11 protein-coding genes are annotated in these 14,235 nt (G+C 43.0%); all 11 read left to right on the top strand.

The genetic code is table 11. The features are described from left to right. The first annotated feature begins 117 nt into the window (after positions 1-117). The 11 genes from ilvB (at position 118) to lonB (ending at position 14,092) form a co-directional block, all read left to right on the top strand. Positions 118-1,842, top strand: coding sequence for an acetolactate synthase large subunit (gene ilvB, locus MHH65_RS12990; protein WP_268414571.1), 1,725 nt, complete (start codon positions 118-120; stop codon positions 1,840-1,842). Continuing rightward, positions 1,839-2,357: an acetolactate synthase small subunit gene (gene ilvN, locus MHH65_RS12985; RefSeq protein ID WP_007501584.1), complete on the top strand. Its 519-nt coding sequence runs from the start codon at positions 1,839-1,841 to the stop codon at positions 2,355-2,357. The genes ilvB and ilvN overlap by 4 nt, the downstream gene beginning before the upstream one ends. An 18-nt stretch (positions 2,358-2,375) precedes the next feature. Then, entirely contained in the window at positions 2,376-3,404 is a 1,029-nt protein-coding gene (gene ilvC / locus MHH65_RS12980) for a ketol-acid reductoisomerase (RefSeq protein ID WP_024423187.1), read from the top strand. Then, positions 3,391-4,944, top strand: coding sequence for a 2-isopropylmalate synthase (locus MHH65_RS12975; protein WP_070326431.1), 1,554 nt, complete (start codon positions 3,391-3,393; stop codon positions 4,942-4,944). Before ilvC ends, MHH65_RS12975 begins: the two co-directional genes overlap by 14 nt. An 18-nt stretch (positions 4,945-4,962) precedes the next feature. Next, a complete protein-coding gene (gene leuB / locus MHH65_RS12970) occupies positions 4,963-6,060 on the top strand; it encodes a 3-isopropylmalate dehydrogenase (RefSeq protein ID WP_268414570.1) in 1,098 nt (365 codons plus the stop codon). Between the two features lie 40 nt (positions 6,061-6,100). Then, on the top strand, positions 6,101-7,516 hold the full coding sequence (leuC, locus tag MHH65_RS12965; RefSeq protein WP_024423184.1) for a 3-isopropylmalate dehydratase large subunit: 1,416 nt from the start codon (positions 6,101-6,103) through the stop codon (positions 7,514-7,516). A gap of 13 nt (positions 7,517-7,529) precedes the next feature. Further along, positions 7,530-8,129, top strand: a complete 600-nt coding sequence (gene leuD / locus MHH65_RS12960; RefSeq protein ID WP_024423183.1) for a 3-isopropylmalate dehydratase small subunit — start codon at positions 7,530-7,532, stop codon at positions 8,127-8,129. 125 nt (positions 8,130-8,254) lie between these two features. Beyond that, a complete protein-coding gene (ddcA, locus tag MHH65_RS12955; protein ID WP_024423182.1) occupies positions 8,255-9,262 on the top strand; it encodes a DNA damage checkpoint antagonist DdcA in 1,008 nt (335 codons plus the stop codon). 240 nt (positions 9,263-9,502) lie between these two features. Then, entirely contained in the window at positions 9,503-10,777 is a 1,275-nt protein-coding gene (gene tig, locus MHH65_RS12950) for a trigger factor (RefSeq protein WP_034279803.1), read from the top strand. A 251-nt stretch (positions 10,778-11,028) separates the two neighbouring features. Next, complete coding sequence (clpX, locus tag MHH65_RS12945; RefSeq protein ID WP_024423180.1) at positions 11,029-12,294, top strand: ATP-dependent protease ATP-binding subunit ClpX; 1,266 nt, start codon at positions 11,029-11,031, stop codon at positions 12,292-12,294. Between the two features lie 136 nt (positions 12,295-12,430). Continuing rightward, entirely contained in the window at positions 12,431-14,092 is a 1,662-nt protein-coding gene (gene lonB, locus MHH65_RS12940; RefSeq protein ID WP_061109431.1) for an ATP-dependent protease LonB, read from the top strand. The last annotated feature ends 143 nt before the right edge of the window (positions 14,093-14,235 follow it).

Here is a 14,235-nt window from a genome sequence, read left to right as displayed (position 1 = left end):
GTGAAAAGTAGTGTCATTGTGGGGTGAGAAGGCTTTTTTATATGGTCTCATATCTCTATCTTGAATGGAAAAGGGTGAAAGGACTTGACTGAAGCAAGACAAAGAGGAGGAAATCAAATGGGGACAAATGTACAAATGGAGACGGAAAAATCAAAAGCACCACAAACGATGAACGGTGCACTCATGTTAATTGAAGCACTCAAAAGAGAAAAAGTAGAAGTCATTTTCGGCTATCCGGGCGGAGCAGTTTTGCCAATCTACGATAAAATTTACGATTCTGGTTTATTTCATGTCCTGCCAAGACATGAGCAGGGAGCGATTCACGCAGCAGAAGGCTACGCAAGAGTATCTGGTAAACCGGGTGTGGTCATTGCCACATCAGGGCCGGGAGCGACAAACCTTGTGACAGGAATTGCAGATGCGATGATTGATTCACTTCCCCTTGTTGTATTCACAGGGCAGGTGGCAACGTCAGTCATTGGATCGGATGCATTCCAAGAAGCAGATGTACTCGGCATCACAATGCCAATTACAAAGCACAGCTACCAGGTAAGGAATCCAGAGGAATTACCGGGTGTCATTAAAGAGGCATTCCATATCGCAACAACAGGCAGACCTGGTCCAGTCTTAATTGATATTCCAAAAGATGTCGCAGGCATTGAAGGAACCTTTGAATATGATCAGCCAATTGATTTACCTGGTTATCAGCCAAAAGTAGAGCCGAACTATTTGCAAATTCGCAAATTAGTAGAAGCTGTCAGCAGAGCGAAAAAACCAGTCATTCTAGCAGGAGCCGGCGTACTTCATGGCAAAGCATCTGAAGAATTAAGACAGTATGTAGAGCAGCAGCAAATCCCAGTCGCACATACACTGCTTGGACTTGGCGGATTCCCGGCAAAGCATCCTCTTTTCCTAGGGATGGCTGGTATGCATGGCACATATGCAGCGAACATGGCTCTTCATCAATGTGATCTGCTCATTTCAATCGGAGCAAGATTTGATGACAGGGTAACAGGCAACCTCAATCATTTTGCGAAACATGCGAAGGTGGCTCATATTGACATCGACCCAGCGGAAATCGGCAAGAACATTCATACCCATATCCCGGTTGTTGGAGACAGTAAGCTCGTTCTTGAAGAACTGATCAAGCAAGACGGGAAGCAAGGGGAATCAGACGAATGGAAAAATCAATTAGATCAGTGGAAGGAAGAATATCCACTCTGGTACGTTGAAAACGAAGCAGAAGGCTTTAAGCCTCAAAAGCTGATTGAATACATTCATCAATTCACAAAAGGTGAAGCCATTGTCGCAACTGATGTCGGACAGCATCAAATGTGGGCTGCGCAGTTCTATCCATTTGAAAAAGCAGATAAGTGGGTCACATCTGGAGGTCTTGGCACAATGGGCTTCGGATTACCAGCAGCCATCGGCGCTCAGCTGGCTGATCAAGAGGCAACTGTTGTGGCAATTTTAGGAGACGGAGGTTTCCAAATGACCCTGCAAGAACTTGCCGTTATCCGTGAGCTGAACCTTCCAGTCAAAGTGATTGTACTCAATAATCACAGCCTTGGAATGGTAAGACAATGGCAAGAAATTTTCTACGAAGAACGCTACTCACATTCTAAATTTTCAGAGCAGCCAGACTTCGTCAAATTATCTGAAGCTTATGGCATTAAAGGAATCAGAATCTCATCAGACGAAGAGGCGAAAGAAAAGCTTGAAGAAGCCTTAACCTCTAGAGAGCCTGTTTTCATCGATGTCAATGTAGCGAGAGATGAAAAAGTATTCCCGATGGTAGCACCGGGGAAAGGACTTCATGAGATGGTGGGGGTGAAACCTTGAAAAGAATTATTGTGTTGACTGTATTAAATCGATCAGGCGTACTGAACAGAATCACAGGCCTCTTTACTAAAAGACACTACAACATTGAAAGCATTACGGTCGGCCATTCTGAGATTCAAGATGTATCACGCATCACGTTCGTCGTCCATGTAGACCAGGAGAAAGACATCGAACAGCTGACAAAACAGCTGAACAAACAAATCGATGTTCTGAAAGTAACAGACATTACAAACCAATCAATCGTTCAGCGAGAGCTGGCTTTGATAAAAGTCGTATCTGCACCAGCATCAAGAATGGAGATCACAGGGGTCATTGAACCTTTTAGAGCTTCTATTGTAGATGTAAGCAGAGAGAGTGTCGTCATTCAGGTGACAGGTGAGTCTTCAAAAATTGAAGCACTCATTGAATTACTTAAGCCATACGGCATTAAAGAAGTCGCCAGAACTGGCACCACGGCCTTTGCGAGAGATAATCAGCAAAAGCCGCAAACAAATAAAACAATTTCAATTGTCTAAACAAAAGGAGAGAGTCAAATGGTAAAAGTATATTATAACGGTGATATTCAAGAAAACGTATTAAATGGTCAAAAGGTAGCAATCATTGGTTACGGTTCACAAGGTCATGCACATGCGTTGAACTTAAAAGAAAGTGGCGTAGATGTTATTGTCGGCGTGAGAAAAGGCGGATCTTATACAAAAGCACAAGAAGACGGCCATCAAGTGTTCACAGTAAAAGAAGCAGCAGCACAAGCAGACGTAGTCATGGTACTACTTCCAGATGAGCAGCAAAAGAAAGTATATGATGAAGAAATCAAAGATCAATTAGAAGCTGGCAACTCACTTGTATTCGCACACGGATTCAACGTTCACTTCCATCAAATTGTTCCTCCAAGTGACGTAGACGTGTATCTTGTAGCTCCAAAAGGTCCAGGACATCTTGTGAGAAGAACATATGAGCAAGGCGCTGGTGTACCTGCCCTATTTGCTATCTATCAAGATGTATCTGGCCAAGCGAAAGACAAAGCACTTGCTTATGCAAAAGCGATCGGCGGAGCAAGAGCGGGCGTTCTTGAAACAACATTTAAAGAAGAAACAGAAACGGATCTATTCGGTGAGCAGGCAGTTCTTTGTGGAGGTCTTACTTCACTAGTAAAAGCAGGATTCGAAACGTTAACAGAAGCTGGTTATCAGCCAGAGCTTGCATACTTCGAGTGTCTGCATGAACTGAAATTAATCGTTGACCTTATGTATGAAGAAGGATTAGAAGGCATGAGATATTCAATCTCTGATACAGCACAATGGGGTGACTTCGTATCAGGACCTCGTGTTGTGGATGCAAAAGTAAAAGAATCAATGAAAGCTGTTTTGACTGATATCCAAAACGGAACATTTGCAAAAGAATGGATTGTTGAAAACCAAGTGAATCGTCCGCGTTTCAATGCAATCAATGCAAATGAAAATGAGCACCAAATTGAAATCGTTGGTAGAAAGCTTCGTGAAATGATGCCTTTCGTTAAACAAGGAAAGAAAAAGGAAGCGGTGAGCGTCGGTGCGGAAAATTAATTTTTTTGACACAACACTTCGAGATGGAGAGCAATCTCCAGGAGTGAACTTAAATGCACAAGAAAAGCTAATCATTGCAAAGCAGCTTGAGCGCCTTGGGGTTAATATCATTGAAGCGGGTTTTCCCGCTTCATCCCGAGGGGATTTCTTAGGCGTACAAGAAATAGCAAGAACGATTAAAAGCTGTTCTGTAGCTGGTCTTGCACGATGTGTGAAAGGTGACATTGATGCTGCATGGGAAGCATTAAAAGATGGAGTGGAGCCAAGGCTTCATGTCTTTATTGCCACTTCTGACATTCACCTGAAGCATAAACTCAAGAAAACACGTGAAGAAGTCGTAGAACAGGCAGTCGCAATGGTGAAATATGCGAAAGAACGTTTTCCAGTTGTCCAATGGTCAGCAGAAGATGCGTGCCGTACAGATCTTGCTTTCTTGGCAGAAATTGTAGAAAAGGTGATTGACGCTGGGGCGAGTGTCATTAACTTGCCAGATACAGTTGGATACCTAGCGCCAAAAGAGTACGGAAACATCTTTAAATATATGAAGGAACACGTTCCAAATATCGACCGCGTCAACTTGTCCGCTCACTGTCACGATGATTTAGGAATGGCTGTAGCAAACTCACTTGCTGCCATTGAAAATGGAGCAGATCAAATTGAAACGGCTGTCAACGGAATTGGCGAGCGCGCTGGAAATGCCGCGTTAGAAGAAATTGCAGTAGCTCTTCATATTCGAAAAGACTTTTACCAGGTCGAATCAACGATTCAATTGAATGAAATTAAGCGTACAAGTGATGTAGTGAGCAAATACTCAGGAATGATTGTGCCGCGTAATAAAGCAGTCGTTGGAAACAACGCATTTGCACATGAATCAGGTATTCACCAAGATGGTTTCCTCAAAGAAAAAACAACCTATGAAATTATTTCTCCAGAGCTTGTCGGCGTGACAACAGATGTGCTTGTCCTTGGAAAACACTCCGGAAGACACGCGTTTAAAGACCGTATGAAAACACTAGGCTTTAAACTAACGGAAGACGAAATCAATAAATTCTTTGAGACTTTCAAGAACTTGACAGAGAAGAAGAAAGAAATTACAGATGATGACTTGATCTCTATTATATTAGAAGAAAAAGTAGCAGACCGAAAAATCGGCTACGAATTTGAAAGTCTGCAAGTGCACTATGGAACAGAACAAATGCCAACAGCAACAGTTTCTCTGAAAAATCAAGAAACGCAGGAAGTCATTCAAGAAGCAGCTACAGGTGCAGGCAGTGTAGAAGCTGTGTACAACACGCTTGAGCGCTGTATGGAAGAAAGAATTCATTTGCTGGACTACCGCATTCAATCAAATGGAAAAGGCAGAGATGCACTAGCTGAAGTATATGTCACTGTTTCAATAGAAGGAAAAGAAACAGCAGGACGCGGTGTAGCGCAAGATGTACTTGAAGCATCAGCAAAAGCTTACGTCAATGCAGTGAACAGACATTTAATCTTCAAATCAAATCTGATTGAAATTGAGAAACATCACGCGATCTCATAGGAAAGGAGGAAGGTTCTCATGAAAAAGAAAATTGCACTTTTGCCCGGCGATGGAATCGGACCGGAAGTCGTGACATCTGCGGTCGCTGTCCTTCAAGAGACGGCGGCGCAATTTAAGCACGAATTTGAATTCGAAACTGCGCTCATTGGCGGTATCGCAATAGATGAAAAAAACAACCCGCTTCCAAAGGAAACAGTAGATGTATGCAAAAACGCTGATGCGATTTTATTAGGAGCAGTCGGCGGACCAAAGTGGGATCAAAACCCGCCAGAGCTCCGTCCAGAAAAAGGCCTGCTCGCCATTCGTAAACAGCTGGACTTATTTGCCAACATCCGCCCTGTAAAGGTGTTCGATAGCTTAAGCGAGGCATCTCCGTTAAAACAAGATCATATTAACGGAGTTGATTTCGTCATCGTTCGTGAATTAACAGGCGGTCTCTATTTTGGTGAACCAAGCGAACGCTATACGGATAATGAAGGAAAAGAAGCTGCCGTTGATACGCTCCTTTATACAAAGGAAGAAATTGTCCGCGTATTAAAAGAAGCATTCGACATGGCCTTAACAAGACGGAAAAAAGTGACGTCTGTGGATAAAGCGAATGTCCTTGCTTCTAGTAAACTATGGCGGGATGCAGTAGAAGAAGTTGCTGCTCAATATCCAGACGTTGAATTTGAGCATATGCTCGTCGATAATGCTGCCATGCAGCTGATTTACAAGCCCGCTCAATTTGATGTTATTGTGACAGAGAATATGTTCGGTGACATTTTAAGCGATGAAGCTTCGATGATTACTGGATCACTCGGCATGCTGCCATCTGCTAGTTTATCAAGCACAGGCCTTCATTTATATGAGCCAATTCATGGTTCAGCACCCGATATTGCGGGGCAAAACGTTGCAAACCCTCTGGCAACTATTTTATCAGCAGCAAGCTTGCTTAGAACATCCTTTTCATTAGAAGAAGAAGCGGCTGCAATAGAAGAAGCTGTCGAAGCTGTTCTTGCCTCTGGCAAACGAACAAAAGATTTAGCAGCAAAAGAGGGAACTTATCAAACGACTGAAGAAATCACTAATGCGGTTGTAGACGCACTCAAGCAGCGCGTGCAAACCATTGTGTAAATAGAATCTTGTGGAATTAGGTAGAGGGAGGAAAAGGGTTATGCCTCGAACAATCATCGAAAAAATATGGGATCAGCATGTAGTCAAAAGCGGCGAGGGAAAACCAGACCTTTTATATATTGATCTGCACTTGGTGCATGAAGTGACATCACCTCAAGCATTTGAAGGATTAAGACAAAAAGGGCGCAAGGTGAGAAGACCTCAAAACACGTTTGCGACGATGGATCACAACATCCCAACTGTGAATCGATTTGTGATCAAAGATGAGATTGCTAAAAAGCAAGTAAGTGCCTTAGAGCGCAACTGTGCGGAATTTGGCGTTCGTCTTGCTGACCTTCACAGTGTTGACCAAGGAATCGTCCATGTCGTTGGACCTGAGCTTGGATTGACACTTCCGGGGAAAACAATCGTTTGTGGAGATAGTCATACATCAACTCACGGCGCGTTTGGTGCACTTGCCTTTGGGATCGGTACTAGTGAGGTTGAACATGTACTTTCTACACAAACACTTTGGCAGCAGCGTCCGAAAACGCTAGAAATTAGAGTAGACGGAAAGCTTCAAAAAGGGGTAACCGCCAAAGATGTCATTTTAGCCGTCATTGGTGCGCACGGCGTGAAGTTCGGCTCAGGTTATGTCATTGAATACACTGGGGAAGTATTCAGAAACATGACGATGGATGAGCGGATGACCGTTTGTAATATGTCAATTGAAGCAGGCGCAAGAGCAGGATTGATTGCACCTGATGAAGTCACCTTCGAATACTGCCGCGGCCGCAAATATGCACCGCAGGGTGAAGACTTCGAAGCAGCTATTAAAGAATGGGAAGAACTTAGAACAGATCCAGGTGCAACCTACGATAAAACCATTGTGTTAGATGGAAATGAGATTTCACCAATGGTTACGTGGGGAATTAACCCAGGAATGGTACTGCCTGTGGATGCATCAATCCCAGGACCTGAGGACTTTGCACAAGAAGATGATCAAAAAGAAGCAATTCGTGCTTACGAATACATGGGTGTCCACCCGCATCAGCGTATAGAAGATATTACGATTGAGCATGTCTTTATCGGCTCATGTACGAACTCAAGAATGACTGATTTACGTCAAGCTGCTTCTATGATTGAAGGACAAAAAGTAGCAGATCATGTCAGAGCGATTGTGGTGCCTGGCTCACAAAGTGTCAAATTGCAAGCAGAAAAAGAAGGTCTTCATGAAATCTTCCTTGAAGCAGGATTTGAATGGAGAGAATCAGGCTGCAGTATGTGCCTTAGTATGAATAACGATGTGGTACCGGAGGGCGAACGCTGCGCGTCCACATCAAACCGTAACTTTGAAGGGCGTCAAGGGAAGGGTGCGAGAACGCATCTTGTCAGCCCTGCAATGGCTGCAATGGCTGCGATACATGGCCGCTTTGTCGATGTCAGGAAGTTTAATCAAGAGAAAACAGTCGTGTAAGGAGTTGTCATAGATGGAGCCTTTAGTCACTCATAAAGGAAAAGCCGCTGTGCTTAACCGTATCAATGTAGATACAGATCAAATTATTCCAAAGCAATTTTTAAAAAGAATCGAACGAACAGGATATGGCCGCTTTGCCTTTTTCGACTGGCGTTATTTAGCCGATGGCAGCCCAAATCCAGATTTCGAACTGAATCAGCCGATCTATGAAGGAGCATCCATTTTGATCGCAGGGGAGAACTTTGGCTGCGGATCATCTAGGGAGCATGCTCCTTGGGCGCTTGATGATTATGGCTTTAAAATTGTCATCGCACCATCATTCGCAGATATATTTCATCAAAACTGCTTTAAAAATGGGATGCTTCCGATTCGCCTTGATTATGATGTGTGGAAAACCTTCGCTGCGTCATATGAGAACAAAGGGTATGAGATGACGGTTGATCTTGAAAAACAGCAGATAGAAGATCATGAAGGGAATATCACCCCTTTTCAAGTCGACCCTCACTGGAGAGAAATGCTCCTAAATGGTTATGATGAGATTTCATTAACATTACTTCTAGAAGATGACATTCAAGCATTTGAAGAAAAGCGCAGCAGCTGGCTGCGCGCTTAAGCAACGAGAAGCTGTCCGCCCGAGGTGTGACGGCTTCTTTTTTGCATGAAAACCTCTCGTTACTTGTGTTTACTAATCTTCGTTGGTAAACTGATAAAAAATATGCGCCCGAAAGGAACGTAAGCATGAAGCATGACAAGAAGAAAGATAATGTCATTTTGTTTCCTGGTCTGAAAGAAAGACTGATTGAAAAAGGAATGGCAGCATTAAAAGATAAACAGTATCAAGAGGCGCTTCACTTGTTTTCAGAAGCTAAATCGTACGATGACGATGAAGAATCCGATATTCACCTTGGAATGGCCATTTGTTTTCTGGAGCTGGGTGAGCTACAGGATGCAAAGCGTGTTTGTGAAAAAATGCTGCATGAAGGATATGGCCACTATTTCACTGTGCTCCAAGTGTATATGACGATCCTCATTCAGCTGAAAGAATATGAAGAAGTCAAACAGACAATTGAGGCTGTGCTCGAGGAAAACCATCTTCCGGCAGAAAGTGCGGAGCATTTTTACAAGCTGCTCGAATTTAGCAGAAAAATGATCGAATCACCTGAAGAGATTTTAGATGAAGATGAGGACGCCGGAAGTGAGGTCAACATAGATGATATGCTGAAGCGTCCGGAAGAACAGGTCCAGTTCATTCATTCATTGAAAGACCGGAATATTACACCGCATATGGGTCTATTAAATACCATCTTACAAAATCCTGATGGGAACCCTTTGGTCAAATCAATGATCCTGCAGCTTCTGGCAGAGCATGATGTGGCAAAACCGGTTCATGTGACAAAATTCGGTGATTCTTTAACCCTTATTCCTTCTGAGGCTGTAAAGCCAGAGCAGATGCCGCTTCTTCAGCAAGTCCTTCGTATGCTTGATGACACGCTTGGCAATGAGAATCCGACCCTTTACCAAGCCGTGGAAGAGTTATGGCGCCGGCACTTATTTGTGCTGTATCCATTTCTTCCTAAATACACAGATCCGAGTCTTTGGGCAGCGGCACTTCATAAAGTCGGCTATGAAATGCATGGGATTGAGATTGAACTCGAAGAATTGCATCTATTGTATGAATTTAACGAACGAGAGCTGAGAGAAGCTTGCACAATGCTGAAAGATATTGAAGAAATTTCTTATTTGTAATTTGTCGATTTAGTTGAAAGACGGACTTGTTATGTTATAATATAATGGTTGTATTTGTGCATATATAGTGCAGTTGTCAGATTCCAACGGTTGAAAGACGATATGTATAATCAAGTCAAATGTTGTATACATAATGCAAGCTTCTTAGCGGAGTGCGTGGTTTTTGATTGGACGAAGTCTTTATGATGCTTTAGAATGGAGCAACGCACAATCTGAATAGATTTTTGGAGGGAAACACACATGTCAGTAAAATGGGAAAAACAAGAAGGTAACGAAGGCGTACTAACTGTAGAAGTTGACGCTGAAACATTTAACAAAGCACTTGATGATGCATTTAAGAAAGTGGTTAAGCAAGTATCGATCCCTGGATTCCGTAAAGGGAAAGTACCACGTGGTCTTTTCGAGCAGCGTTTTGGTGTAGAATCTCTTTATCAAGATGCATTAGATATTCTTCTTCCGGTTGAATATCCAAAAGCAATCGACGAAGCTGGTATCGAGCCAGTTGACCGCCCTGAAATCGATGTTGAGAAAATCGAAAAAGGCGAAAGCTTAATCTTCACTGCAAAAGTAACAGTGAAGCCTGAAGTAAAACTTGGTGACTACAAAGGTCTTAACGTAGAAAAAGACGACACAGCTGTTACTGATGAAGATGTACAAGAAGAGCTTAAAGGCATGCAAAACCGTCAAGCTGAGCTTGTTGTCAAAGAAGAAGGCGCAATCGAAAACGGCGATACAGTTGTTCTTGATTTCGAAGGATTCGTTGATGGAGAAGCATTCGAAGGCGGAAAAGCTGAGAACTACTCTCTTGAAGTAGGTTCTGGTTCATTCATCCCTGGTTTCGAAGAGCAATTAGTTGGTCTTGAAGCTGGCGCTGAAAAAGACGTAGAAGTTACATTCCCAGAAGAATACCATGCTGAAGACCTTGCAGGTAAACCAGCTGTATTCAAAGTGAAAATTCATGAAATCAAAGCAAAAGAACTTCCAGCACTTGACGATGAGTTCGCTAAAGATGTTGATGAAGAAGTAGAAACGCTTGCTGAGTTAACTGAAAAAACGAAGAAACGTCTTGAAGAAGCAAAAGAAAACGAAGCAGAAGGAAAACTTCGTGAAGAGCTAGTTGCGAAAGCTTCTGAAAATGCGGAAGTTGACATCCCACAAGCGATGGTTGACACTGAGCTAGACCGCATGATGAAAGAATTCGAACAACGTCTTCAAATGCAAGGAATGAACCTTGAGCTTTACTTCCAATTCTCTGGACAAGATGAAGATGCGCTGAAAGAGCAAATGAAAGAAGATGCTGCTAAACGCGTAAAATCTAACCTAACACTTGAAGCAATTGCTGCTGCAGAAAACTTACAAGTGTCTGACGAAGAAGTGGAAGAAGAACTTTCAAAAATGGCTGAAGCATACAACATGCCAATTGAAAATATCAAACAAGCGATCGGATCTACTGAAGCAATGAAAGAAGATCTAAAAGTTCGTAAAGCAATTGATTTTCTTGTAGAAAACCGTTAATATGGTGCATAATAATAAAACAGGGCGCGAGTGACTCGTGCCTTGTTTTGTACAATTTTTGACTTATCATCGCTTCTTTTGGAAACGATAGTGTAAGTCGCATCTTTCTGTCATACATATCTCAATGTGCAGTGTTAGAAACACATCGTTACCGTCTTTTAGGAAAGTATGGTAAAATGCATACATACTGGACCCAGAAAGGTAGCTGACTGTTAGCTACAGGCAAGTGAAGAAGAATAAGGGGTGAAAGAATGTTTAAATTCAACGAGGAAAAAGGTCAATTAAAATGCTCGTTTTGCGGAAAAACGCAAGATCAAGTGCGTAAACTGGTCGCAGGACCTGGCGTATATATATGTGATGAATGTATCGAGCTTTGCACGGAAATAGTTGAAGAAGAGCTCGGCACAGAGGAAGAAGTTGAATTCAAGGATGTTCCGAAGCCTCATGAAATTCGGGAGATTCTTGATGAATATGTCATCGGACAAGACAATGCGAAAAAATCCTTAGCTGTAGCGGTGTATAACCACTACAAACGGATCAATTCCAACAGCAAGATTGATGATGTTGAGCTTTCGAAAAGTAATATTTCTATGATTGGACCAACAGGAAGCGGTAAAACATTACTTGCTCAAACACTTGCACGTATTTTAAATGTGCCATTTGCGATCGCAGATGCAACATCATTAACTGAAGCGGGTTATGTTGGTGAAGACGTAGAGAATATTTTACTAAAGCTGATCCAGGCAGCGGATTATGATGTAGAAAAAGCGGAAAAAGGCATTATCTACATCGATGAGATCGATAAAGTAGCAAGAAAATCAGAAAACCCTTCTATCACTCGCGATGTATCTGGGGAAGGCGTCCAGCAAGCCCTTTTGAAAATTCTTGAAGGAACAGTCGCTAGTGTACCGCCTCAAGGTGGACGTAAGCATCCGCATCAAGAATTCATTCAAATTGATACGACGAACATCCTCTTCATTTGTGGAGGAGCCTTTGACGGGATAGAGCAAATCATCAAACGCCGCTTAGGTCAAAAAGTAATTGGATTCGGTGCGGAAAATAAAGTCGAAGATCTTGAAAAAGAAGTCCTTCTATCAAAAGTACTGCCAGAAGACTTGCTTCGCTTCGGTTTAATTCCAGAATTCATCGGTCGTCTGCCGGTTATTGCAAGCCTAGAGCCGTTAGATGAAAAAGCACTTGTAGAAATCTTGACGAAGCCTAAAAATGCGCTTGTTAAGCAATATACAAAAATGCTTGAGCTTGACGATGTAGAGCTTGAATTTGAAGAAGATGCTCTTAGCGAAATTGCGAAAAAGGCAATTGAGCGTAAAACAGGAGCTCGTGGTCTTCGCTCGATCATTGAAGGCATCATGCTTGATGTCATGTTTGACCTTCCATCTCGTGATGATATTGAAAAATGTGTCATCACTGGTGCAACGGTTGCTGATGGTGAGCCGCCGCGTCTTGTGTTAAAGGATGGCACAGTCGTCAACAAAGATACTAAAACATCTGCATAAGAGAAGTCTCGCTCCTGAATCATTTTGATTCAGGAGTTTTTTATTTATCGTCGAAGACGTGTTTATTCCGTCCAGCTCTAGGAAATACTAGCAGACAGAAACCAATACATACGATAGATGAAGGAGGGAGCACCGATTGAGCTGGACAGGAATCGTATTATTTATACAGCTGTTCTTTGGTATCGTCATCGGGCTGTACTTTTGGAACTTACTGCGAAATCAGCGCACACAAAAGGTGACGATAGACAAAGAATCAAAAAAAGAAATGGAAGCACTCAGAAAGATGCGGTCAATCAAGCTGAGTGAGCCTTTATCAGAGAGAGTCCGGCCAAAGGGGTTTCAAGATATTGTAGGGCAGGAAGACGGCATTCGTGCTCTAAAAGCAGCGCTGTGCGGACCGAATCCTCAGCATGTCATTGTCTATGGACCACCGGGGGTTGGAAAAACAGCCGCTGCCCGTCTTGTCATGGAAGAAGCGAAACGTCATGCTGATTCACCGTTTAAGAAAGATGCGGTATTTGTGGAGCTCGATGCCACAACCGCAAGATTCGATGAACGGGGCATCGCAGACCCGCTCATTGGTTCTGTGCATGACCCGATTTACCAAGGGGCGGGAGCGATGGGACAGGCAGGCATTCCGCAGCCAAAACAAGGAGCCGTTACGCATGCGCATGGCGGGGTTCTGTTTATCGATGAAATTGGGGAACTGCATCCGATTCAAATGAACAAAATGCTGAAAGTCCTTGAAGATCGGAAAGTATTTTTAGATAGCGCCTACTACAGTGAGGAGAACACTCAAATTCCGAATCACATTCATGACATTTTTCAAAATGGACTTCCGGCTGATTTTCGATTGATAGGCGCCACGACAAGAACACCTGAAGAAATTCCCCCAGCGATTCGATCGAGGTGTTTGGAAATTTTCTTTAAGGACCTTGACCAGCATGAACTGAAAATTGTCGCTGCTAAGGCTGTCCAGAAAATCCAAAAGGAATTATGTGATGAAGGGCTGAACCTGTTAACCTCTTATGTGAAAAATGGCCGTGAAGCAGTCAATATGGTGCAGATCGCCGCTGGAATGGCCGTCACGGAAAACAGAAAAGACATCACGATCGCCGATGTCGAGTGGGTCATTCACTCAAGCCAGCTGACACCAAGATATGAACAAAAAGTACCGGAAAAGCCAAAAGTCGGTGTAGTGAATGGTCTGGCAGTCTACGGACCAAACAGCGGTGCCTTGCTCGAGATTGAAGTGAATATATGTAAGGCACTCGAAAAAGGAAGTATCAACATTACAGGCATTGCAGAAGAAGAAAGCATTGGCAGTCAGTCTAAATCTATTCGACGAAAAAGTATGGCAAAAGGATCTGTTGAAAATGTATTAACAGTGCTGAGAAACTTAGGGATACGGACAAATGAATATGACATCCATATTAATTTTCCAGGCGGTGCCCCTATTGATGGACCGTCTGCTGGGATTGCCATGGCGGCGGCGATTTTCTCTGCCATTCATCAAATCCCGATTGATCATCTGACAGCAATGACGGGTGAAATCGGATTGCAGGGTCAGGTGAAGCCGATCGGCGGTGTGATACCGAAGATTAAGGCGGCGAAACAAGCTGGTGCCACAACCGTGATTATTCCTTATGAAAACCAGCAGTCGATCTTAAAAGAGATTGAAGGCGTCACTATTGTGCCTGTGAAGCACTTCCAAGAGGTGCTGGATCACTGTTTGGTCAACCCGCCAGATGAGAAGAAAGATGGACTAGAAGAGGAAATGAAAAGAAAATCTGTTTAATCCCCATCACATATGGGGATTTTTTAGTGAAATAGATCTTTTTTTCTTTTTCAAGATAAAAAGAAAGGGTATACTACGGTAAGATCATCATTTCTCAAGTCTTTTACATTGTACAAGACTGAAACAGGTATATTATAATGATT

It is taken from the genome of Bacillus sp. FSL L8-0654 (assembly GCF_038629965.1).
GTDB lineage: Bacteria > Bacillota > Bacilli > Bacillales > Bacillaceae > Bacillus > Bacillus safensis.
The sequence above is the reverse complement of the archived record's forward strand: the minus strand, read 5'-3'. Positions and strand labels throughout refer to the sequence as shown.

Excerpts from the sequence above, each read along its gene's own strand:
- ilvB (WP_268414571.1), top strand. The coding sequence starts at position 118 with ATGGGGACAAATGTACAAATGGAGACGGAAAAATCAAAAGCACCACAA.
- ilvC (WP_024423187.1), top strand. The coding sequence starts at position 2,376 with ATGGTAAAAGTATATTATAACGGTGATATTCAAGAAAACGTATTAAAT.
- leuB (WP_268414570.1), top strand. The coding sequence starts at position 4,963 with ATGAAAAAGAAAATTGCACTTTTGCCCGGCGATGGAATCGGACCGGAA.
- leuC (WP_024423184.1), top strand. The coding sequence starts at position 6,101 with ATGCCTCGAACAATCATCGAAAAAATATGGGATCAGCATGTAGTCAAA.
- leuD (WP_024423183.1), top strand. The coding sequence starts at position 7,530 with ATGGAGCCTTTAGTCACTCATAAAGGAAAAGCCGCTGTGCTTAACCGT.
- ddcA (WP_024423182.1), top strand. The coding sequence starts at position 8,255 with ATGAAGCATGACAAGAAGAAAGATAATGTCATTTTGTTTCCTGGTCTG.
- tig (WP_034279803.1), top strand. The coding sequence starts at position 9,503 with ATGTCAGTAAAATGGGAAAAACAAGAAGGTAACGAAGGCGTACTAACT.
- clpX (WP_024423180.1), top strand. The coding sequence starts at position 11,029 with ATGTTTAAATTCAACGAGGAAAAAGGTCAATTAAAATGCTCGTTTTGC.